Here is a 22,430-nt window from a genome sequence, read left to right on the forward strand (position 1 = left end):
AAATCGAAAATCCTCTAAAAAAACTTTTTTAGAGGATTTCAGCAATTCAGAAACGTGATGGCAGAATAACGGGTGTTACCTTCCAACCATTCTTTTACGAATCCGGCTCAATGATGGCCCCTGGATACCCAGATAAGAGGCGATGTGATAAAGTGGTACCGAATTAAAAATATTCGGATGTTTTTCCATCATTTCCCGGTACCGGTCCTCCGGCGTTTTAAATAAGAATCCTTCGGTATTAACCATAACCTCGTGAAAAGCCGTTTCGGCAACTATCCTCCCAAACCGTTCCCACTGGTGTGATTGCGCATAAAGTTCATTCAGGTGATCGATATGTATATATAATATAACTGAATCAACCATCGCTTCAGTATAATAATCGCAGGCTGTCTGGGCTAAAAAGCTTTTATAAGATGCTACAAATTGGTGATCAGTAAAAAACAGCATGTTCTTTTCTTCACCCGTATCGCTATTTACCCGGTAGATTCTAAACACGCCGTTGATAACAAACCCGAGGTGCTTACAAACATTTTTATACTCATTATAAAACTCGCCTTTTTTATATTGTTTTAATTTCCAGTGAGGTAATGATAATTCAAATGCTTCCGGTTTCATACCGGCAGATCCTAAAATCGTTCGTAATAAATCTATTTCTGTTTTGTTCTCTAACATGTTATAAAAATATAAAATTTAATAATATCGCACTCGAAGACGCGCGATAGTCAATAGCTATCATTATTACTGATTAATTATTGTACTGGTTGCTTTATAGGATAGCTTGTTTTGGCGGCTTTCTACTATTTTTCGATTTTAACCTGGGTTAAACTTATCCAGAGCGCATAATCGGATGTTTGTCATGTCCTAAACAATTAGGCATCTCAAATCATGAAAAAATATATATTAATCTTACTTTCTGTAGCTACTGCTACTATTATGTTTTCATCTTGTTCAAAAAAGAATGATGAAGTGAAACCGGTTGCTAAAAATTATGTACTGGTACACGGTGCATGGCAGGCTCCTTATGTGTGGGACGCGGTAAAAGCCAAACTTATCAATGAAGGAAACAATGTTACAGTTGTAGAACTTCCAGGCCACGGCAGCGATAATACTGTTCCTTCAACCTTAACCTTAAACACTTACAGAGACAAAGTGTTTGATGCTATGTCAAGGATAAACGGCAAAGTTATCCTGGTAGGCCATAGCTTAGGCGGTATGATCATTTCTGCTGTTGCCGAACAAAATCCTTCAAAAATTGAAAAACTTGTCTATCTCGCAGCCTATCTGCCATCTTCCGGCCAATCCTTACTTGCTCTTGCTGGTACCGATGCCGGCTCAGCACTTGGTGACTCAGTTAATAAAGTTCCCATACTTACGCAAAATGCTAACGGAACCCTTGATGTGCTACACGACCAGATTGTGAATGTCTTTATCCAGGATGGTTCTGCTCAGGTACAAAATCTTGTTTTACAAAATTACCGTCCTGAACCAGCAATTCCATTTACCAATCCGGTGACATTGACCGCTGCCAATTTCGGTTCTGTTGAGAAGGTTTACATCAAAACCTTGCAAGATCACGTGGTATCGCCAGCCTTGCAAAACCGCATGATTGCTACAGCCGGCGTAAAAACAGTTTATCAACTAAATACCAGCCATTCCGCATTCCTGGCCAAACCAGATTCAGTGGCAATATTGTTAACTAAAATAGGACATTAATATAGCTGGACATTCAATAACATAAATTGGTCAAAGAAACCCAACAAAAAAGCCGCTTTACTTTCGTAAAGCGGCTTTGTAGCCCGTAGGGGAATCGAACATGATTCTTAACCAATTGGCTTACAATATTTTATATGGTTTAAAACTGGCTACGCACCGAATTACCAACCATTTTTTGATGCAGATTATTTACAAATCTTACTATACTAAGATACGAAATATTGCAAAAAGCACCAATAATATTGTAATTTCCTGTCTAACAACATGTTCCTTATTGATCGTGCGAGGCGTATTAAACCAATTATTCAAATTAAAATCTTCGGCCCACGATAATTTTAATAATAGCCTTATCTGCATTTTGCGTAAAACCATAACCTATTCCACCATTAAATTCCCATTGTGGATCAAAATTCAGATCCGTTGCTACGAATAACTGGTGATCCTGCTGTTTGAAAGCATCATAATGAAAAAAGGGACCGGTACTGCCATAATATTCTAATCCGAGGGCAACAACTTTGGTTACATCATAACTGCCTTTAACATTGGGTGAAAAGGTAAATCCGCGGTTTTCATCCGGGCCTTTAAAGCTTTTCTCCAGCGTTGGGTTAACCGAAATATATAATTTATTCCATTTTTTATCTACTATAGGTCTTATTTCCAGCGTGCTTGTATTGGCCGAAAATGCACTTTTCTGAAAGCCAAATTCGGTTGAAACACTTACACCCACAGGCCAGTTCCAACTCTGTGGCGCAGCAACCCTGGGCCGGATATGAGAGCCTACATAAGCCGAGCGACCGGCATCGCCTATGGAATTAAAAAAATAAAAACCGGTTTCAAACCAAGAAGTCCAACCGTGTGTTATCTCAATAGTTTCGTGTTCTACATGATTTGTCGGAAGCTCGCCATTGGTTACAGTTTTACTTCCATTAATTGTAAAATTGCTATGTAGTTCAACCATGGTTTTACCTTTTTCAACTGTTTCAGATCCATAAACTTGAATCTCATAATTGTCCTGTGCTTTAAGATTAAGAAAAGAAAAAACAAGGATCAGCAAGCATATATATTTCATTAGCATTCGGCTTTAAAACGCGTGTAAATCACATTCGCCCTAAAACTATAGCTGTAATCTGAAGCAAAATTGAAGTTGGTCGCTGAGTTTTAATTGTATGATAAAAGTGACAAAACAAGAACATTGCCAAAGCTAATTGACTACAATTTGTTAAAATATGAGCATAAAAGTGTGCCATCCGGATTCATAATTGTAATGAATCGTATATCCGTAATGCTGGCAGATATTTTTAACCAACGTTAATCCCAAGCCGGTACCTTGTGATTCCTTGCCTTTTTGAAAACGCTCGAAGATCAATTGCTCATTTAATGAATGATTAGCCCCGGTATTCTTAATGGATAATTGCTCTCTGTTCAATTCGATAATAATAACGCCACCGGGGTTATTGTGTCTGATCGCATTGCTGAACAGATTATTTAATAAAATATCAATCAGGTATTTGCTGGCTAACACCTGCTTGGGCTGCAGGTTAGGCTTAAACGAAAGATCTTTGGTTTGCATTAGCTCTTGAAACTGCAGCATTTTTTCGGACAGCACAACCTCAAGGTTTATTGGCACTTCATCAGTGATCAGTTTATTTTCCAATTTTGCCAGCAATAATAGAGATTGGTTAAGCCGGCTGGATTTATTGATCGAGCTGTAAATGTCCGTGATCTGTGCCAGCTGTTCTGCATTTAATGTTTCATCTTGGATCAGGGTATCCAGCTTTGTCGTGACAACTGCCAGCGGTGTCATCATTTCATGGGAGGCATTCTCCGTAAATTGCTTCAGGTTCAAATAATCATGAGTTACCCTTAAAGACATCTCCCGGATGGCTTCGTTCAGTTCAGCAAATTCCTCCACCTTGCTTGGTTTTCCTTTAAACTGGTCAACATCGGCGATATTGAATTGCTTGATCTCTTTCAATGTTAACTGAAATGGTTTCCAGAGCCCGTTGAGCATATACTTATTGGTGATAAATAGCACCAATAACAAGCCAGTAAGCAGGGCTAGTGTAATGATGGTAATAACTTCTATGAGATATTTTTGCCCCGCTCTGGAGATAGTGATAACAACTTTGTAATTCGTATCCTTTAATTTGACCAGGTCTTCAACCGCACGCCCAGCTTCTTTCCGTTGCTCTTTTGGATTGAAATATGTGGTATCAAAAAAACGTTTCTGTAATTCCTGCTCATTAGTTCTGATAAACACTGCATGATCTTTATCGAGATCATACTGTTGAGGGTCGTGATTACTGCTCCTTACATACTCTTCTGCTTCTATCAATTGCTGCTGAAGTCCCTGATCCAGTTGCTGCTGGGCAATGTAATTAATAGCAAAAAAATAGATGACCGCCCCGGTCAGTAAGACGGTCAAGGTAATATAAATACTCGTCCTGGTATAATGTGCCGATAATTTCATTAACCTATAAATTTATAACCAATCCCATAAATGGAAGTTAAATAGTCCTTACCCCCCGCATCCAATAACTTCCTGCGCAGATTTTTGACGTGTGTATAAATAAAATCAAAGTTATCATGCATATCCATCTCATCTCCCCATAAATGTTCAGCAATAGCATTTTTAGAGATAACCTTTCCCTTATTGGCAATAAAATACAATAACATATCATATTCCTTCCTGGTGAGGATAATAGCGGTTTCATTAACTTCAACCGTCCGGCCCTGTACATCGATGGTAATCTCGTTGAATATTAACTTATTGTTGGTATTTAAAGTCTTTCGGCGATAAACTGCCATCAGGCGTGCCTTGAGTTCTGCTAAATGAAAAGGTTTGGTCAGGTAGTCATCAGCCCCGACATCCAGTCCCTTCAATTTATCCTCCAGGGAGTTCCTGGCAGATATGATCAATACCCCTTCGTTCTTCTGGTTGGTCCGAAGGTATGCCAGTACATCGAGCCCTTCTCCGTCAGGCAGTCCGATATCCAGCAAAACACAATCATAATCATAGTCTGATAGTTTCTGCAGGGCCGAATTCAGCGCGCTACAGCTCTCGCAGATATTGCCATCTACATTCAAATAGTTTGTGATGTTCTCACGTAAACTTTGCTCGTCTTCTATTACCAGGATTTTCAAGGCTGCTTTTATTCAAATGTAATGCCCAAAATTGAAGAGAACCTGAAGTATATGCGTCCTGTAATTTTATTAATAGTGCAACTACAGATTTACTTCATATTCATTCAGTAATTTACAAACAATTCAAATGCTATGTGCGATAAATTGGGATGCTCAAAAAGAAAGTTCCATCCCTAAGCAAAGCTTGCACTAATTCAAAATCAATATGACAACAATCGAACCGGTGCGGAAAGACATACAGCGTCAGGGACATATTAAAAAATATCCGGCTTCCCTGCGTCTATGGCATTGGGCCAATACCATCGTTATCAGCGGTTCACTGCTTACCGTACTGATCAATTCAACCATTACTGATGAAAGACCCGTATCTGCTCTGGTCAAAAATGAATTGAAGAACGCCAGTGCCACGGTAAGCGTCGAGCAGGCCGATTCAGTTGCGCATGCCCTTGGCGATAGTGTTTGGAGCGTTCATATTTACTTTGGGTATATATTGGTTGCTTTACTGATTTTTCGTTTAATTCTTGAATTCTTTCAGCTTGCTGACCAAAAGTTCATTCGTAAAATGAAAAGTGCTTACAGGCAATTTCAATCAACAAAAAAGGAAAGGGAGTTGGCCAAGCATGAACTTACGGTAAAAGCCATCTATGCCGCATTTTATATTTTGCTCATCATCATGGCAGTAACCGGTTTGTTTTTGGCATTTGAAGATCTGTTAGCACCCTTCAAGTTTATCAGACACAGCGTTAAAGAAGTGCATGGGTTTTGTATGTACCTGATCCTTACTTTCATCTTTGTTCATCTTGCTGGTGTTTTTTTAGCAGAACGTAAGGATAATAAAGGTATCGTTTCTGATATGATTAACGGCGGAGGTGACCATCAATAATCATTTTCTGGTGATCAGCTTAGCCAGCAAGAATGTGACGATCAAGGCAGCTACCCTGATCGTCACACGGTTAACTATTTGAACTTCATGGCCAGGGTTACAATATTTGAATTCAGGCCGGTAGAACGCATATAGTGGCCGGCCCTGATCTCCAATGAATTGAAATGCTGCCAGCCAAATACACCCGTTGGAGGCGATAGCCTGATATTAGCCCCAACAAAATTGCTGTGTAAGGTAGACAGATCATAATCACTGGTGTAATAGGTATCCGTAGGATTGTGTTGTCCGTAAGGAGCGAAATAGCGCGTGCCTTGCTGGGTATTATAGCGGTAATAAGGGCTCACCGATACAAATGAAGTCAGCTTAACAGGTATTTCCATTTCGGCAGTATGTGCCCGGATGCCCCAGTTATCCATATAATACCGGTAAAATGTCCTGATCACAAAATGATCATCCAGGAAGTAATTAAACCGCACCGCTATAGGGAGCTTGTACCGGCTGCCCGGCAGATTTTCTACCCGTTCAGATCCATCGGTAAAATAATCACGCTGGTATTTGGTGGCCAGCAAGCCATGCTGATAAGATGGTTCGATGATCAGTAAGGCCTGCAGCCGCGAGGTCAGCACCTGTGACAGGGAGAACGAAGTACTGAATGAATTGCGCGGACTATGGTCAACCGGTCCTTTACCTTCACGATCTGATCCTGAACCATAGCCCGGCGGTCGCAGTTCAACCGGTAATATCACTTTCCAGGTATCCAGGAAAACCATGCCCTTAAAATCAAACTGGGTATTTTTATCTTTAGACACCCGTGTAAGATTTATCCCACCGCCGAAAGATTGATAATCGAACTCATGCGAATAAGATCCTGTTAACCCGAAAGCATTACCGGTTTTGTCGTTTGAAACTGTCCAGTTCAAAGATGGGTATACGCGGCTATCCTGCCTGGAGGCAGAAGATATGCTGTTTGGATCGATTTTATCTGACGATGCTGAAGTATAATGATCTATCCCCAGTTCAAATGTAAAGGTGTGTTTTTTTCCGCTGGTGCCATATTTTGATAACTGCAGATCAAAGGTATTGGCAAAGTCGGTCAGTTTTTCTGTACCGATACCGCCAGTAACCGCGGAATTATTGCCATCCTGGTGATAGTAAGCCGAGATGATGTTGATCTCTTCAATTTTAAGTTTACGGGCTTCATAGTTACTGCTGTCCTTAACCGGTAATGTTTTGGTTTGCGCATGTGAAGCTACTATCCCTAAATATAGGGCGGCAACACATAGGTATATTTTTCTCATATCGGCAACTATCTTTTAGTTACATCCACAGCCACCGCCACTTTTTCCACCATTAGCCCCCGAACCGCCTTCACGGTACAGTTGAAAACTTTGTTCAAACTTTTGCGACTTACGGGCAGAAAGCTCCATCTCCGCGTCGTTTAACCTGTTCTTTTGGTAAGCTTTTACTGATGAACATGAGCTTAATCCAAGAGCCGGTATACTGCCGACCAGCAATAATTTAATTAGGGGTAACTTTTTCATGTGCTAATTTTTGACGTTAATATTTCTGGAGGTGTAAAGCCGGTTCTCGTCATCAATAATGACGCAGGCTATTTGTTGTAATTGATTCACCAAATCGAGCCCCACGCGGATACCCATAACTGTTACAGGTGTTGCCATGGCATCCGCAAATTCGGCGCTGGGGCAAATGATGCTCACGCTTTTGATGCCACTTACCGGTAGGCCGGTTTTAGGATCAATCGTATGAGAGTATTTTTTGCCATTAATCGTGGCGTACTTCTCATAGTTACCGGATGTAGCAATGGCCATATTGCTGATATTAAGTGTAGAAAACGGTGTCATTTGCTTGTCGGGGTCTGCAATAGCTATCGTCCAGGGCTGGCCGTTGGGTTGTGTACCCCAGGTGATTAAATCGCCAGCCGCATTCACTATCCCGCTGACTACTCCATTTTGTTGCAAAATAACTTTAGCCCGGTCGGCCGCATAACCTTTTCCGATACCCCCAAAACCTATGCGCATACCTTTTTCTTTTAGGAAAATCGTTATGGTATCAGGATCAAGAATGACATTCCTGTAATTGATCAGTCCAACGGATTGCAGTGCAGTTTCAGCATCGGGCAGCGATTTCATATTGACATCAAAGTTCCAGAGGCTTTTATCTATTGAACCATAGGTAATATCGAATGCACCCTGGGTCAACTCTGATATTTTAAGGGAACGTTCAATTAACTGGTAAACTTCGAGGTCAACCTTTATCGGCTTGATACCTGCAGCTGCATTGATCAGGTTGGTCTGGCTGTCGTCGCTAAAAGTCGTCAGTAGCTTTTCAATACGGCTGATCTCAGCCACTGCTAAATCAATACAACTATTTGCCCAATCAGCATCATCGCTTACCACACTGATCTCAAACCTGTTTCCCATCAGCTTCAAGATTCGCTTATGCACTGTTTGGGCTTTTTCTATCGTTTCAATGATTGGCATTCGCAAAAGGTTTAATCTGGTCAATAAACTGGTCGGGGGTTTCATCAGGGTATCCGTCCCATTCCTTTAATACTTTACCATGCTCATCAACCAGCAAGGTAAAGGGAAACTTACCATCGGGGTTATATTTGTCGGCCAAGGTTTCGTTCAGCTTTACCTGTTCTTTGCTCAGTTGATTTTTCTTTTGCCGGGGGAAATCGGCACGAACCAAGACCAGATGATCCATGGCAAAATCATTGAATTTTTCTGATTCCAGGATTTCCTTCCTCAACCTTATGCATGGGCCACACCAATCGGATCCGGAGAAATTCACCAGGATTAGCTTATGTGCTGCTGCCGCTTCAATTTGAGCTTTGTTAAAGTCGCCAAACCATGTAGTGAGATTGGTTGTCAATAGGAAAAGAAAGACAGTTAATAGTTTCATTTTTATCTATTTTTAAGAGAGGCCCCTCAGCGATGTTCCCGTTAAAGTAGTTTGATATGCTGGAAGCCTGTATATCACTTCAGGAACAATAATATCAGGAGATTCTGTAGTTGGCATGAAATTGCCTTCATTTAACAGATTTTAACAAGCTTGGCTTTAACCGATTGCGGTTGTCAAATGTTTATTGGACGTTGATTGTATCTTACCTGTAATTTGGTACAGTAAAAATACATGGGTCTCATCCTTGTTTAATTAGTCAATTGGCGAACTACAGATTTGCTCCAAATTTGAGCTCTAACTTAGGGTGGCTTTTAGGGGGTTACTATCGAGCACATAAGTAAACAGAATCAAATGATCAATCAATCGCAATTTAGGTCCTCCAGGTCGCGAATCACTAAACAACAGGAAGAATATAACCGGATAACCGATCAAATTTTATCATATATTAAGAATCTTACGGAGGAAGAGGATGCGGAAACGCTTTGGTTTGGAATGAGAGCCGTGGGGCATGAATTAAGTATCAGCTCTTTTAATTCCAAGCTAAAAAAGCTGGTAGAAGCTGACCTTGTTGAAAAAAAATCTGTTGGCTACAATAAACATTTTTACCGATTTATTAAATAAACCATTTTTTCCAAAGAAATCCTCCAGCTCCATAGTATTCAGCCTACCTTTACATTCTGTCGTCCACGCTATAATATCGGCGGTTCATTGCCCGTAGTTTGATTTTTTAACCAGCCGCTTAATATCCTTGATCCATATTTTCCGGCCATCCGTTTCCAAAATACCTTCCTCTTTAAATTCCTTTAACAGGCGGATCACATTTTCCTGGGCGATACCGGCCAGATTGGCCAGATCCATCCTGGATATATTTAGAATAATCTCTTGTTCACCGGATCCTTCATCCTTAAACTTTTCTCTCAATACGATCAGCGCAATGGCAAGCCGCTCTGTTGCGGTTCTTTGCGAAATCACGGAAATACCATTGGCCAGCACACTAAACTCGTGGCTCAATGTTTTCAACAAGCGCCGGGCAAAAAGCGGGGATTTATCCAGAATAGTTAAAAAGTCTTCTTTAGGAATAAAACTAACCAGGCTATCTTCTAAAGTGGCGGCAGAATCAGGACAACGTTCTTCCGCTAAGATCGCATGGTACCCGATCAGTTCGCCTTTATTGGCTACGTATATGATCTGCTCTCTGCCACTCCTGTCAACTTTATACTTTTTTATTTTCCCCTGGTGGATAAAATAAATACCGGAAGGCACCACACCCTCCTTGAAAATAATTTCCCCTTTTTGATATTTCTGTGCTCCCTGACGGGAGATCAAAAAATGGTAATCTTCTTCTGAGAGGGTATTAAGAACAGACTGTGTTGTGAATTCCCATTTGTCAATCGGAAAAATTCCAGATAGGCTCATATTACAAAGATACGAATTTATTGAAGCCTGTTTTTAAGGGCTGCCGCACGCTGCATGAGCCAAAAGCGTAACTCGCCTGGAAGATATAAAGCCCCTATTCATTGGCAAAAACTGATAAATATCAGCCAGCACGCTGATGTCTTACCATAACGTTGCCACTGCTATAGCGCTAATTTTGTATACGATGAAAGATGATCCGTTTTCGCCTCTGCCACTCAGCCCCCGGGATCAGATCAAACCAGCAATAATCCGATCGCCGAAAAACAACCTGGTTAATAAACTCTTATTCAGCGACGATACGGAATTTGATGGGCTATGCCCAAAACATTTCCAATTGCTATCGCTCAAATATTTCACTCCATTGTCTATTGCCCGCAAAGCCGCTGAATTCCTGTCTTTACCAAACACCAGGGTGCTTGATATTGGTAGTGGCGCTGGTAAATTCTGTTTAACTGCGGGTTATCATTTCCAGGAAACTTCTTTTTACGGGGTGGAGCAAAGGCATGAATTGTATCATTTGGCAGAAAGCATCAAAAGATATATCGATTTGCCCAATGTGAATTTCATTTATGGGAATGTCACTCAGATTAATTTTAAAGAGTTTGATCACTTCTATTTTTATAATTCATTCTACGAGAATATTGATCAAATAAACCAAATTGATAACACCATCGAATTATCTGAAGGCTTATATAACTACTATACCCAATACCTTTATATGGCGCTAAGCGCAAAACCTTCAGGAACACGCCTGGTTACCTTCCACAGTTTAGAACAGGAGATCCCGCCTGACTATAGGCTGGCAGATGTTTCCTATGATACTTTGCTAAAAATGTGGATCAAAGAATAGTCCAAATGAATGTTTTCAAATTTTTAACCGCCCCTTTCAGAAGTTTTGAAACCGATAAAAAAGACAGCAGTATGCTTCATGATACGTTAAGTCCATCCATTTTTCGTAAAGACCATGTTTTTGACGATCTCTACCCGGAACATATCCAGGCATTATCACCCATGCACTGGACCTCCGTTGACATCGCTAAAAAAGCGGGGGAATTCCTGGCCATTCCAAACGCCAAAGTATTGGACATCGGGAGCGGTGTCGGAAAGTTCTGCCTGGTAGCCGGTTTTTTTCATCCGGAAACAACGTTTTATGGTATTGAACAGCGGAGCGAACTATTTACTTTCTCAGAAATAGCCAGGGAGGAAATTGATTTACCCAATGTAAATTTCATTCACGGTAACCTGACCGAACTGGACTTTGATGATTACGATCACTTTTATTTTTATAACCCTTTTTACGAAAACATCGAACCCGATAGCCGGATCGATTATGCAGTAAAAACCTCATTTGAGCTTTATGACCGCTATAGCCGGTTTGTTTATGAAATGCTGGACAAAAAGCCCCCGGAAACAAGGTTGGTGACATTCCATGGCGCTGAAAGCCAGGTTCCGCCAAGTTACCAGTTGGTCAGTAATTCCTATAGCAGATTCCTGAAAATGTGGATCAAAGAATGAGTTCGCGGATTAGCATAGTAATTCAAGGGTTTATAAAAGAAGCTCAGCATTGATAAAATAAATCATGGAAAGAACGTCAAAATCGTGGGCCATGCTGCACGCCAAATGCCCGCGCTGCCGCAGGGGAAATATGTTTGAGGGAGGTATATATAACCTTGGTTCAAATGGTATCAACCTGAATTGTCCGCATTGCAAGATGGTCTTTGAGATCGAGCCGGGCTATTTTTATGCGGCTATGTATGTGAGCTACGCTATGAATGTAGCAGAAGGCGGATTTTTATGGGTAGCCACCTTTCTGATCACCGGAAATAACGATTCACCCTGGTTATATCTTGCAACGATCCTCGGCGGCTTATTCGTCCTGTCACCGCTGAATTTCCGGTACTCCCGTGTGGGATTACTGTACTGGTTGTCGCCCAAGGTGCATTATCATCCCGAGCTGGATACGGATACGCCAGTTGACGGGAATAAATATAAATGGTTTCAATAATGAACAGCATGATAAATTTGTTCAGACCAAAGCTGATCGATACCCTTAAAAATTACACCCTGGCGCAATTTTATAAAGATGCAGTTGCCGGTGTAATTGTAGGTATCGTGGCCTTACCCTTAGCCATTGCATTTGCCATAGCCTCTGGCGTATCCCCGGAAAAAGGAATTTTTACTGCTATTATTGCAGGGTTGACCATATCCGCTTTGGGAGGTAGCCGGGTACAGATCGGTGGCCCTACGGGTGCCTTTATCGTCATCGTCTATGGAATCGTCCAGCAGTTCGGTATCAGCGGTTTAGTTATCGCCACTTTTATTGCCGGGATACTCCTGATCATCATGGGCCTGGCCAAATTGGGCAATACCATCAAATATATTCCCTATCCTCTGATCATTGGTTTTACCACCGGGATCGCTGTCATCATTTTTTCCTCCGAGGTCAAAGACTTTTTAGGTTTGCAAATGGGAAGTGTTCCCGCTGATTTTATCAGCAAGTGGCAGGATTATGCACGACACCTGTCTTCTGTAAATCTATATGCCCTGTTCATCGGGATTTTTACCTTACTGGTTCTTTTGCTGTGGCCCAAAATAACCCATAAGATTCCGGGCTCACTGATCGCTATTGTTATAAGTACATGGGTTGTTTGGTTCTTTCATCTCCCAGTAGAAACCATTGGCAGCCGTTTCGGGGCTATTCCTTCTTCTTTACCGCACCCGGTAATTCCGGGCGTCAGCCTGGCAACCGTCCAGCAATTGATCAGGCCTGCCTTTACCATCGCATTACTTGGTAGTATTGAGTCTTTATTATCAGCGGTTGTCGCAGATGGTATGATCGGCGGAAATCACCGGTCTAATACAGAACTGATCGCTCAGGGATTCGCGAATATCTGCTCCTCCATTTTTGGAGGTATCCCGGCAACCGGTGCGATCGCCAGAACAGCCACAAATGTTAAAAACGGCGGACGAACCCCCATTGCGGGCATTATCCATGCCATCACCCTGCTCCTGATCATGCTTTTTGTAGGCAAATGGGCAGCACTGATACCGATGGCAACACTCGCAGGGGTATTGATCGTGGTCGCCTGGAATATGAGCGAGCTGGAAAACTTTATAGCTGTATTTAAAGGCTCTAAAAGTGATGCCGCAGTTTTACTGACCACTTTTGGGCTGACCGTCCTGGTGGACCTGACCGTAGCTATTGAAATTGGGATGATCCTGGCTGCCTTCCTGTTTATGCGCAAAATGATGCAATCAAGTTCTGTACAGCAAGCTGTTTTTTCCGCAGATCAGTTACCTGACCAGGAACTTAACCCGGATATTATTCCCGTGGGGGTTGATGTGTTTGAGATCAAAGGCCCTTTGTTTTTTGGTGCGGCCTATAAATTTAAAGATGCGATGAAAGTATTGGAGAAGCCAGCCAGGGTACTGATCATCCGGATGGGGAACGTTCCAGTTATTGATGCGACCGGTATTCGGATATTGAGGGATGTTCATCAGGAAGTAAAAAAGAAAGGAACTAAACTCATCCTTTCCGAGGTGAATAGCGAACAGGTAATGGCTGAGTTAAAAAAAGCACGTTTGTTATTTCAAATAGGAAAAGGCAATATCCGGGACACTTTTGAAAAATCCTTAAAACGAGCGAACGACGTTTTATCACAAACTACCATTTACCAAATACATCAATAGGGCAAATATGAATTATCCTGAACAATTATCATATACAACAGGCCACCAATGGGTCAGTTTAGAAGCGCAGTACGCCTTTGTGGGCATAACAGATTTTGGACAACGGGAACTGGCGCATATCGTTGCTGTTGACATACCCTATTTAAACAAAACGCTGGAGCGGAATAGGTTTTTGGGCAGCATTGAAGCAGCCCATGCTGTTTTGGACCTGTTCATGCCGTTCAGCGGAGTGATCACCGAAATCAACCCGGACATGCTAAAATACCCCGGTCTGATCAACCGTGACCCTTACGACACCTGGATCATCAAAATCCTGGTGCCTTTAATAGACAACGGGAACCTCCTGTTGACAGCGGATGAATACCAGGCGCTTGTCAGCCAATAAGCCCAATATGTACTCATGAATAAAAAACTTCATCATAAGATCGCACAGTTTACAGATGCGTCAGCAATTAAAGCAAAAGGACTTTATCCTTATTTCAGGGCAATTGAATCTGGTCAGGATACCGAAGTTATTATTGGAGGTAAGCGGGTATTGATGTTCGGTTCCAATTCCTATCTGGGGTTGACCGACCATCCGAAAATAAAGGAAGCAGCCAAAAAAGCTATTGATAAATACGGCACCGGTTGCGCAGGTTCACGGTTTCTCAATGGCACACTCGATATCCATGTGGAACTGGAAAGCCGTTTGGCCCGCTTTGTTGGCAAAGAGGCCGCAATCTTATTCAGCACCGGTTTCCAGGTTAATCTGGGTGTCTTATCCTGTATCACCGGGCGAAATGATTACCTGGTACTGGATGAACAGGATCATGCTTCCATTATAGATGGCTGCCGCCTGTCATTTTCCCGGGTGATCAAGTATGCACATAATGATGTGCAGGATTTAAAGCGTAGGCTCAGCATGTTGCCTGAAGAAGCAGTTAAGCTCATTGTAGTGGATGGCATTTTCAGCATGGAAGGAGATATCGTAAAATTGCCTGAAATAGTGGCGATTGCAGATCAGTATGGTGCCAATATCATGATCGACGATGCGCACAGCCTGGGCGTGATCGGCTATCAGGGTTCCGGTACAGCCGCTCATTTTAATCTGACGGATCAGGTTGACCTGATCACCGGGACTTTCAGCAAGTCCCTGGCGTCTTTGGGGGGTTTTGCAGCCGGTGATGCGGAAACCATAGATTATCTGAAGCACAAGGCAAGATCATTGATGTTTAGCGCCAGTATGCCTCCGTCAGCTGTAGCCAGTGTTTTAGCGGCCCTGGATGTTATAGAGAGCGAACCCGAACGTATGGAGAAATTATGGAAGAATACCCGCTATGCTTTCCAACTCATGTTGGCGGAGGGCTTTGATCTGGGTATTACAGAAAGCCCTATTTTACCTATTTATATCCGTGATAATTACAAAACGTTCCTGGCTACAAAATATCTGCTGGACATGGGGGTATTTGTAAACCCTGTGGTGTCTCCGGCCGTTCCCCCCGAAGCTTCCTTACTACGATTTTCATTGATGGCTACCCATAGTTTTAGTCAGATAGAAGAAGCCGTTGAAAAAATCGCTATCGTATTTAAAAAGACAGGAGTGGTGTCGGTTAAAGAAAAAAGCACCATGCAAGGCATCGGGCACTATAACTCCTGAGGTTAAATAGGATAGCGCAGGGTCACAGCCCTGCTAATGGCCAGGATCAATCCGGATTCAAGAGAACAATTCTCTTCAGGAGCTTTCTCCATCCACAATTTATGTTCACTCAGGATAAGCGTATAGCTTTTACCATCCAAAAGGATTTCAATGCTAAGGCTCTTTTTACTCGGAGCGGAGATAATATAATAGATATAGTCTTGCTGATTATAGTTTACACGTAATGGAAATCCGATCATAGGTAAATAGAAATTAGGTTATATAAACGAGGAACGGACACAAGAACCTCAACGCAAATATTTATCGTGAATGCCTGTTGGAGAAATAGCTTGGTGATTGACACGATTGTTTGTTAAAAGGACTCGTCAAATAATTCATTAAACAGCGGACTTTTTCTATGGGTTACTTTCCCGGCTATAACGCTTTTTTTATTGAGTGACAAAATCACAATAAAGTCATCTCCCCCAACCGACAGTAAAAGCTTAAGTAATTCAGCTATGATTTCATCTTTACCTATGCTTAGCCCTGCCCTGGAAGCGGATACTTTTACAAAGTCTGCGGCGATTTCACATAACAGATCCAGGTTGGAATTACAGGATATATAGGGAGGATCAAAAATAAAACCGGCTTTATGCAGATCATACCCTATAAAGAAATGATCCTTGATGCTACTGCCTTTTTTTAATAAACTCATCAGGTGTTTTGATATCCGGTTCTCCTTATTTCCTTCCATGGTTTCAGTTTCCCGATAGTCAAAAGTACTTCAAACTTCACCCGCTAGAGGAATAAAATATCAGCCCTAATACTGATATTTATCAGGTTGTCCTACCTGTTAAGCACTTGAATCATCACCATAAAATAAGCCCGGTCGAAGGTGACCGGGCTTATTTTCCCAAAACAATTTTTAAACTATTATTGATTGTTTTTCTTTTCTGTTACTTCCTTGCGAATATCCGTTGCAATAACTTTTAATTGTTGCATGGCATTTCTAAGCCTGGTTCCTGCTGCTTTGTTGCCTTTTTCATAAAAGCTGACTACGTCGCTTTCTACGGAGGCCACAAGATCTTTTACTGATTTAAATTTTTCCATTATGTTTTTTATTAAGTAAATAAATGACGTTCGTTTCCACCTTTTCTGAAAACAAACATGCAAAACTAAGATTTTTCAGTATAAACAGTTTTTCTGACGATCGTTGACCTCGTTCTTTATCATTCAGGCCGATATTCCCGTTGCAAATTTCTTTGAAGTTATTTTACAATTAAGGCAGCCTTAGTACACAGTCTTCAAGCTATTTTATTGAAGACTTGAAACAAGCTTAATGTCACATCAGGTAATGACCATGATCATTATTATGCTGTGGTGTTTTGCCCAATTTTGTGGTAATAAATACAGATCAAAGCCAATATCATATTAATGTAATGCTGTTATTGTGCCTGCGGAAATGCCCCAGGCGGGTTTGGTTGTCTGGCCGATGGAGGAGTCTGACGAATTATTGATGGATAGCACAAAAGAATTACAATACTTAATGATACCGCTTTACAATCTTTTTCAGTAAATGACTTACGACCCCGGCCTGGAGTTCTGACGGGCAATAGCGATTATTCGCTGTTACCCGGATGGGAAGCTTATGAACTATAGATCAGGATACAGATGTAGTTATGCAGGATTATACCATTTTGAACCAATGGGCCGCTGATAATACGTTTTTCCGAATCGAGACCGTTTTCTGCATCATCTGCTGGATAACCTCATTGCCGGATGCCCTGAAACAGATCAGGTGAAAAGTTTAAACAAACAAAAATCGATCTATACCAGTTGGAAGCCCATGAACTTCATGTAGAGGAAATTCTGAAACAGCAAATGGAAAACCTTGCCGAAATGATTAAAGGTACATTTACCCTGATTGATACTGACCTTTATGCCAAACAGATACAACTGGAGAAATTGACGAAAGGTCTTACACTGGAATATCGTGCCTTTAAGGAAATGCTATATGCGCTTTCAAAAGAAGAAGTGAAAAAAAGGGTTTAGCGGGTTTGTATTTAACCTCTGTTTCTACTGATCGTCAATGTTTTAAATGACGGATATCATTTATTAAAGCACTTGTTAGCCGGATCTTTACAACAAATCCAGTTATGATGAAAAGTTTTTTAAGACCAACCCGTTATTTACTTGCCCTGTTAAACCTTTTAGCACTTTCAGTGGCGGCCGCACCTGTCATGTTGGTTGATACAGGCATGGCAGCTTCTATTAAGATGCAGATCAAAATGCATCAAAAAGAGCTGTATTACCCACTATCTGTGCTACGTTTTTATAAAAGCAACGGTAATAAATTAGTTTGGGTTGCGCCCGACACCGTTAAAACGCATGCAACCGATGCGATGTTATTATTGGATTGTGTTGTTCAATATGGATTAAACCACGCAGACTATCATCCCAACAAGCTTTTATATGATGAACTGAATTTACTTACCTCGAGTACTGCCAAGGTGAGCAATGAACGAAAAGCAATGTTCGATATCTGGCTAACAGATGCCATACTTACGTTTGAAAACAACCTGCATTATGGAAGGCTTAACCCTGATTATACTGCAAGAAAAATTGATGCAAAGGAGCGTGAAGTTTTCAATTCCATGGTTGTTCTGAATGATGCACTTAAAAGTAAAGAATTTAAAAAGACCATCACACTGGTGCAGCCCAAATCCAAAATCTATCAAGATCTAAAATATCAGATGTACCTGGAAACAGGACTATACACGAGTGATTGCTATGAATTTCCAGAAGCGGAGATTCAAAGAATGGCTATCAATATGGAGCGTTTACGCTGGTATAGCGTCCGTAAAAAAGAAGTAATGGAAATCAATATTCCATCCCGGGTCTTAACCATTCATTTCCGACACAACGACTATCATTTTAAATTGAAGATGAGCAAATCAGTACTGCATGCTTTGGCAAAACAGTCAATCTATCCGGCTATAATGACAATATCAGTTGTACATAGGCAACCGATACTTCATATTACGCCCGCTATCCGAAAAGATCTACAGGAATTAAACAATATTCCGCAGATCAAAACAGCGAAGGACGAACCGTTCAATATTCTGGTGTTTAAGAGCAAAGAATTGTCCGCTTTATTAACGTCTTTGGATGTTGAAAAAATAAAAGTGAATTCTAATCCCGTAAATTTCACATACATAACCTGTGAGATAAAGGAGGGAGAACTTGTTAACTATAAGGATATATATGGCTTGGACAATGGCTTGCAGCTGGTCTTGTATCATGCAGAAAAAAAATAGATCGAAAAAGCTAATTTATAGTTAATGATAAATGCTATGAGCGAGTTAAATTTAATTATGGCCGAGGTTAGGTTAGCCCTTGCTGCCAAAGAAAATGAGATCAATAAAGTCGGAGATTGTGTAATTGGATTTGTAAAAGACGCGTTTAAAAAACGGCGAATGGAAGTAAGCAGTTTTGAGCGGAGTAATGGGAAAAAGCAAAATGGGAACCATTGTGGATATTTGTGATAGTAAGAAACTCTTTTACAATGGTTTTTTAGGCCTTTAAAGGTTGTCGATGTGTTCTTTGATGCGCTCCAATATCGTTTCAAAATCTGGCTGTCCATGATAATACAAGGCGGCGGTACTTTTGTACCTTTGTATAAAGTTTTCTCTCGTTGCTTTGTCATTGAGAAGAAATGCTTCGTTTATGTTAATGGGTATAGCGAAGTCTGGCGGCGGAAAACGCTTTTTCTTGTGGGCAAGGTATGCTTCAGAGCCAATGAACGCTTTTACTTCTTCGGTGCCCATAAGGGAATAGATATCGTAGTACTGCCGCATGAAATTAACACCAGTATCCCCGGTTTCCTTTTCCTTACGATATTTAGTAGCAATTGTCTGTAGTTTCTCCACAAAGGTGTAACCCGGATTGTAGCATGATATATCTTTTGCCCGGTTGTCGATGATCTCTATTTCGCTTGCCATGGCTCGTTCATATGCCCAGGAACTGATCGTGATATTGGTGTTGGGCGTAACAGTATCGAAACCGGCTTCTAATAAGATTCCCTCTTTTACTCCTTCAACAAGGTCATTATGATTCTTGTAATGCAGTCGTATTCCTCCGCTATTATATGTTTTTTCGTTATCGAAAGCTGTGTCGCGTTCTATTGAAATGACACCATCAATTTTGATATTTCCAGCTAGCCAGTCATAGAAGTTTTTCTTAGCTTCCACGTTCCTTGGTTTCACATTATTAGGGTTCTCATTAACGTTGAGCTCGACGGGAGGTTTGATGTGGATATCGATATCCTCAGAAAATCGCTCGATGATCTTAAAGCCTTTGGACAGGGATGTGCCGCCTTTTAGATCGAAATCAAAACCCTGAGTTTTCAGCCCGAATAATACGTGCATAATCCAGTAATCCTTTTCGATCAACCCTGCCTGTATTCCTTTTTCATTTTCGAGTATTCGTAGAAGATCTGGAAAGTTCTTGTGATTGTGAAGGAAATCAGTGGCCATATTATGCGTTTGAAAGTTGCAGGATAGGCTCAAAAAGTTTCTTTGCCCGGACATTTCCATAAGTGCTGACCGACTGCTTCAGTTTCCTTTTGTCCATCGACTGGGCTTTGTTCAGTACATTCTTTAATATAGCCGGCCTGTCTTCTGCCAGTTTATCCAAATTGTTGACCAGGTCTACCATTAAAAATTCAGGACTCGCCTTAGCCGGAAAATGTGGCTTTACCTGAAAATCGAACTTACGGTTGCCCAACATAAATTCACCGTGCCGTTTGTGATTATAAACGGTTCGTTTATTATAAAGCTGCGTAGTTCCCACCCCCAGGGTGTTGTAAGCATTTGGAGAGGTTAGCAAAAAACGGTCATCCTTTAAAAATTTACGGACAAGTACTTCCTCTTCCGGCGGTGTTTGGCCGAATACCGTTTCTTTGGGATAATAATAAACGCCCTGTGAAAGCTTTTGGAGTGTGCCATCACCGACCAGTGCACCTAAATGCCGGTCAACAGATTTTGACCAGTGGGCAAGCTCTTCCCTCCGGTAAACATGCCCGCGCTTCAAGTGTTGTTTAAGTTCATTCAATTTGCTCATCGCTATCCTCCTTTTACAAAGATCGCAATAATATAATTAATACATAAATATTTTTATTGAAAATTCATGCAAAACACATGTCATTAAATTTGCTTGTCTTGCAATTCCTTTTGGAGAATTGGAAGCCCGACCCGCCGCCAGAAATCGCCACACTGAAATCCTGATGTACCTTATAAAAATTTTCAGCCAGGCTTACTGCTAAATTCACCTCAGTGTCAGAACCTTTGACTTTGATAGATTTCCCGAATCGATACAGTTAAATACGAAACATAGATTGCGCTCAAAAAGCTTTAGGCACATTATACTCTACCGTTTTTATAAAGAATTTGGCGTAACTAAAATCACCTTTTTTTAACCTCCACAATACTTCAAAAGCTGTGGGGACAATTATTTGATTCAATACTTTATAGTCAGCCAGTTTAATAACCCAAGTTTCTAAATTTTCCTTGTCCATATACCGTTTCGATTCCAGTTGGATTATTTCGCCCGCATTATTAAACGAAACGATATAAAAGAGCGACAATCCATCATAGTTGAAGGTAAGTTTAGCTGTCCGGCTATCAATTGCAAACCATTGAAGTTTATCGCCTGGTAATAAATTTGTTGGATACAAAACACTTTCACCAAGCCAGCGAAGTAATTCGCCCTGGTCAAATGTTTTGCCTGCGCCATCTACAATTGTATAAATGGAGAACAGCGAAACAACAAGTCGCCCTTTATCCTTAATATACATATCACGGGCAGTAAACATTGTTGTTGAACCTTTCCAAATAAAGCCAGGCTTTTCGGTAGTAGCGTATTGTTCCCCGTTTATGTTTATCCAATCTTTATCTAATCCGGTTTTAAATTGCCCACCGTGTGTAATTCTTGCATAACTAATATATGGCTGACCTTCTTTTAAAACAAGTTTGAAATAGCGCTGTACCGGTTCGGGCAAGCCAATTAGTTGACTGTAAGTAAATGTTTTGCCCTCTATATTCTTCGACTGCGAAAACAGTTCTTTTACCTGATGGTGAAATTTGTTTGATAAATTTATCCTGCCAATAACCAGGGTTATTAGCAAAATGCCGGATACTATGAGCGTAATGATCATAAGCTTTTTCATTTTTGAGTTTTATTTTTTATATAAATTCCTAACCTGCGGCAACAATGCAACAAAAATGATTGCAACCGACAAAAACATATAAAAAGTATGCAGCCAACTTACCGCTTGCAGAAAAATCATTTCGATTTGTATCCACGCGATTAGCATAAATGCTGTATAAATACTATAAGTCCAGGACCAGTGCATATCATAATAGCAGTTTAGTTTTTCGGCGAATGCGGATGCGGGCTTTCTTATTAAAGCGATTGTTAACAGACAAGGGGCTATTCCAAGTAAAATAAACAAAATGCCTCCCGGTATTAAAAAACTATGAAAAGGCGACTTTTCCAGTATGGATAATGGCATGCCTATCAAATTGCCGCTTGGTGAAATAATTAACAATCCACCTCCGCCAAGGGCTCCTAAACCGAGAAAGCCCAACAAGAAAATTAAATAATTTCGCCCTTTTGTTGTTTTCATTTTTTGGAAAGCTGGTAAACGGTAAGAATTATGATTATTATCACAATGATGGTATAACCCTGCTTATTATACCTGGCTAACCACTCCGGCAAATAGATGTCGAAGTTGTATTTAGGGGATTGTGAATATTTGCGGGCCATAATGGTTAAAGGGCACATTTTATTGAAAATCAATAAGATGATACCTTCCATCAGTATTAAGCCATAACAGGTCCAAAGCCTCCAGTCAAGCTTGTTTTCAATTACTGCATAGAGCATGTAAAAGATGACAAAATTGAAGAAAACCCATATCACACTGTGGGTGATTTTTATGTTGGTTAGTTTTGAGAACATTTATTGGTTTTTAATGAGCTGTCATTT

The 22,430-nt window shown here is 40.9% G+C and carries 29 protein-coding genes; 12 read left to right on the forward strand and 17 right to left on the reverse strand.

The features are described 5' to 3' along the window. Positions 1–75: 75 nt before the first annotated feature. Positions 76–672, reverse strand: coding sequence for a Crp/Fnr family transcriptional regulator (locus WC743_RS18170; RefSeq protein WP_373014211.1), 597 nt, complete (start codon positions 670–672; stop codon positions 76–78). A 213-nt stretch (positions 673–885) separates the two neighbouring features. Between WC743_RS18170 and WC743_RS18175 the strand changes: the two genes are divergently transcribed. Further along, positions 886–1,713 (forward strand): alpha/beta fold hydrolase, encoded by an 828-nt coding sequence (locus tag WC743_RS18175; protein WP_373014213.1) that lies wholly within the window; start codon positions 886–888, stop codon positions 1,711–1,713. A gap of 310 nt (positions 1,714–2,023) precedes the next feature. On the opposite strand, the gene WC743_RS18180 is transcribed toward WC743_RS18175, so the two are convergent. The 3 genes from WC743_RS18180 to WC743_RS18190 form a co-directional block, all read right to left on the reverse strand. Continuing rightward, positions 2,024–2,782, reverse strand: coding sequence for a hypothetical protein (locus WC743_RS18180; protein WP_373014215.1), 759 nt, complete (start codon positions 2,780–2,782; stop codon positions 2,024–2,026). Positions 2,783–2,932: 150 nt separating this feature from the next. Then, positions 2,933–4,183, reverse strand: a complete 1,251-nt coding sequence (locus WC743_RS18185) for a sensor histidine kinase (protein ID WP_373014217.1) — start codon at positions 4,181–4,183, stop codon at positions 2,933–2,935. After that, a complete protein-coding gene (locus WC743_RS18190) occupies positions 4,183–4,857 on the reverse strand; it encodes a response regulator transcription factor (RefSeq protein WP_373014219.1) in 675 nt (224 codons plus the stop codon). Before WC743_RS18190 ends, WC743_RS18185 begins: the two co-directional genes overlap by 1 nt. Before the next feature lie 205 nt (positions 4,858–5,062). Between WC743_RS18190 and WC743_RS18195 the strand changes: the two genes are divergently transcribed. Further along, entirely contained in the window at positions 5,063–5,740 is a 678-nt protein-coding gene (locus WC743_RS18195) for a cytochrome b/b6 domain-containing protein (protein ID WP_373014221.1), read from the forward strand. 74 nt (positions 5,741–5,814) lie between these two features. Here the strand turns inward: WC743_RS18195 and WC743_RS18200 are convergent, their stop codons facing one another. The 4 genes from WC743_RS18200 to WC743_RS18215 are packed head-to-tail and all read right to left on the reverse strand — an operon-like array spanning position 5,815 to position 8,665. Then, positions 5,815–7,038 carry a DUF3570 domain-containing protein gene (locus WC743_RS18200; RefSeq protein ID WP_373014224.1) on the reverse strand — a complete coding sequence of 408 codons (1,224 nt, stop codon included), beginning with the start codon at positions 7,036–7,038 and terminating at the stop codon, positions 5,815–5,817. 15 nt (positions 7,039–7,053) lie between these two features. After that, on the reverse strand, positions 7,054–7,281 hold the full coding sequence (locus tag WC743_RS18205; RefSeq protein WP_090471276.1) for a DUF4266 domain-containing protein: 228 nt from the start codon (positions 7,279–7,281) through the stop codon (positions 7,054–7,056). A gap of 3 nt (positions 7,282–7,284) precedes the next feature. Then, positions 7,285–8,241 carry an FAD:protein FMN transferase gene (locus WC743_RS18210; protein ID WP_373014227.1) on the reverse strand — a complete coding sequence of 319 codons (957 nt, stop codon included), beginning with the start codon at positions 8,239–8,241 and terminating at the stop codon, positions 7,285–7,287. After that, the gene (locus WC743_RS18215; RefSeq protein WP_373014229.1) at positions 8,228–8,665 is read right to left on the reverse strand and encodes a thioredoxin family protein; all 438 of its coding nucleotides are present in this window, start codon (positions 8,663–8,665) and stop codon (positions 8,228–8,230) included. Before WC743_RS18215 ends, WC743_RS18210 begins: the two co-directional genes overlap by 14 nt. A gap of 351 nt (positions 8,666–9,016) precedes the next feature. Between WC743_RS18215 and WC743_RS18220 the strand changes: the two genes are divergently transcribed. Then, positions 9,017–9,286, forward strand: coding sequence for a hypothetical protein (locus WC743_RS18220; protein ID WP_373014230.1), 270 nt, complete (start codon positions 9,017–9,019; stop codon positions 9,284–9,286). An 84-nt stretch (positions 9,287–9,370) separates the two neighbouring features. Here WC743_RS18220 and WC743_RS18225 read toward each other — a convergent pair whose 3' ends face one another. Then, positions 9,371–10,081 carry a Crp/Fnr family transcriptional regulator gene (locus tag WC743_RS18225; RefSeq protein WP_373014232.1) on the reverse strand — a complete coding sequence of 237 codons (711 nt, stop codon included), beginning with the start codon at positions 10,079–10,081 and terminating at the stop codon, positions 9,371–9,373. 136 nt (positions 10,082–10,217) lie between these two features. Here WC743_RS18225 and WC743_RS18230 point away from each other — a divergent pair, with 136 nt between their 5' ends. The 6 genes from WC743_RS18230 to WC743_RS18255 all read left to right on the forward strand — a co-directional run bounded on the left by WC743_RS18230 (position 10,218) and on the right by WC743_RS18255 (position 15,407). Next, positions 10,218–10,931 carry a class I SAM-dependent methyltransferase gene (locus tag WC743_RS18230; protein WP_373014234.1) on the forward strand — a complete coding sequence of 238 codons (714 nt, stop codon included), beginning with the start codon at positions 10,218–10,220 and terminating at the stop codon, positions 10,929–10,931. Positions 10,932–10,936: 5 nt separating this feature from the next. Then, positions 10,937–11,596 (forward strand): hypothetical protein, encoded by a 660-nt coding sequence (locus WC743_RS18235; protein ID WP_373014236.1) that lies wholly within the window; start codon positions 10,937–10,939, stop codon positions 11,594–11,596. Between the two features lie 64 nt (positions 11,597–11,660). After that, entirely contained in the window at positions 11,661–12,086 is a 426-nt protein-coding gene (locus tag WC743_RS18240) for a DUF983 domain-containing protein (protein WP_373014238.1), read from the forward strand. Positions 12,087–12,094: 8 nt separating this feature from the next. Further along, the gene (locus WC743_RS18245) at positions 12,095–13,771 is read left to right on the forward strand and encodes a SulP family inorganic anion transporter (protein ID WP_373014239.1); all 1,677 of its coding nucleotides are present in this window, start codon (positions 12,095–12,097) and stop codon (positions 13,769–13,771) included. A 7-nt stretch (positions 13,772–13,778) separates the two neighbouring features. Next, positions 13,779–14,156, forward strand: coding sequence for a glycine cleavage system protein H (locus tag WC743_RS18250; RefSeq protein ID WP_373014241.1), 378 nt, complete (start codon positions 13,779–13,781; stop codon positions 14,154–14,156). Positions 14,157–14,171: 15 nt separating this feature from the next. Further along, entirely contained in the window at positions 14,172–15,407 is a 1,236-nt protein-coding gene (locus tag WC743_RS18255) for an aminotransferase class I/II-fold pyridoxal phosphate-dependent enzyme (RefSeq protein ID WP_373014243.1), read from the forward strand. A 2-nt stretch (positions 15,408–15,409) separates the two neighbouring features. Here the strand turns inward: WC743_RS18255 and WC743_RS18260 are convergent, their stop codons facing one another. The 3 genes from WC743_RS18260 to WC743_RS18270 form a co-directional block, all read right to left on the reverse strand. Next, positions 15,410–15,646: a hypothetical protein gene (locus tag WC743_RS18260; protein WP_373014245.1), complete on the reverse strand. Its 237-nt coding sequence runs from the start codon at positions 15,644–15,646 to the stop codon at positions 15,410–15,412. Between the two features lie 113 nt (positions 15,647–15,759). Beyond that, positions 15,760–16,140, reverse strand: coding sequence for a hypothetical protein (locus WC743_RS18265; protein ID WP_373014247.1), 381 nt, complete (start codon positions 16,138–16,140; stop codon positions 15,760–15,762). 179 nt (positions 16,141–16,319) lie between these two features. After that, complete coding sequence (locus tag WC743_RS18270; protein ID WP_166087356.1) at positions 16,320–16,496, reverse strand: histone H1; 177 nt, start codon at positions 16,494–16,496, stop codon at positions 16,320–16,322. A 726-nt stretch (positions 16,497–17,222) separates the two neighbouring features. Here WC743_RS18270 and WC743_RS18275 point away from each other — a divergent pair. The 3 genes from WC743_RS18275 to WC743_RS18285 all read left to right on the forward strand — a co-directional run bounded on the left by WC743_RS18275 (position 17,223) and on the right by WC743_RS18285 (position 18,931). Beyond that, the gene (locus WC743_RS18275) at positions 17,223–17,438 is read left to right on the forward strand and encodes a hypothetical protein (protein ID WP_373014249.1); all 216 of its coding nucleotides are present in this window, start codon (positions 17,223–17,225) and stop codon (positions 17,436–17,438) included. A 104-nt stretch (positions 17,439–17,542) separates the two neighbouring features. Further along, a complete protein-coding gene (locus tag WC743_RS18280; RefSeq protein ID WP_373014251.1) occupies positions 17,543–18,703 on the forward strand; it encodes a hypothetical protein in 1,161 nt (386 codons plus the stop codon). A 36-nt stretch (positions 18,704–18,739) separates the two neighbouring features. Further along, entirely contained in the window at positions 18,740–18,931 is a 192-nt protein-coding gene (locus WC743_RS18285) for a hypothetical protein (protein WP_373014253.1), read from the forward strand. A 36-nt stretch (positions 18,932–18,967) separates the two neighbouring features. Here WC743_RS18285 and WC743_RS18290 read toward each other — a convergent pair whose 3' ends face one another. From WC743_RS18290 to WC743_RS18310, 5 genes are all read right to left on the reverse strand, one after another. Then, positions 18,968–19,921 carry a nucleotidyl transferase AbiEii/AbiGii toxin family protein gene (locus tag WC743_RS18290; protein WP_373014255.1) on the reverse strand — a complete coding sequence of 318 codons (954 nt, stop codon included), beginning with the start codon at positions 19,919–19,921 and terminating at the stop codon, positions 18,968–18,970. A 1-nt stretch (position 19,922) separates the two neighbouring features. Beyond that, positions 19,923–20,507: a hypothetical protein gene (locus WC743_RS18295; RefSeq protein ID WP_373014256.1), complete on the reverse strand. Its 585-nt coding sequence runs from the start codon at positions 20,505–20,507 to the stop codon at positions 19,923–19,925. Positions 20,508–20,787: 280 nt separating this feature from the next. Further along, positions 20,788–21,612, reverse strand: a complete 825-nt coding sequence (locus WC743_RS18300) for a DUF6544 family protein (protein WP_373014258.1) — start codon at positions 21,610–21,612, stop codon at positions 20,788–20,790. A 9-nt stretch (positions 21,613–21,621) separates the two neighbouring features. Next, positions 21,622–22,071: a hypothetical protein gene (locus WC743_RS18305; protein WP_373014260.1), complete on the reverse strand. Its 450-nt coding sequence runs from the start codon at positions 22,069–22,071 to the stop codon at positions 21,622–21,624. Further along, positions 22,068–22,403, reverse strand: coding sequence for a hypothetical protein (locus WC743_RS18310; protein ID WP_373014262.1), 336 nt, complete (start codon positions 22,401–22,403; stop codon positions 22,068–22,070). The genes WC743_RS18305 and WC743_RS18310 overlap by 4 nt, the downstream gene beginning before the upstream one ends. Positions 22,404–22,430: the final 27 nt, after the last annotated feature.

The sequence above is a fragment of the Mucilaginibacter sp. genome, from assembly GCF_041660805.1.
Classification (GTDB): Bacteria; Bacteroidota; Bacteroidia; order Sphingobacteriales; family Sphingobacteriaceae; genus Mucilaginibacter.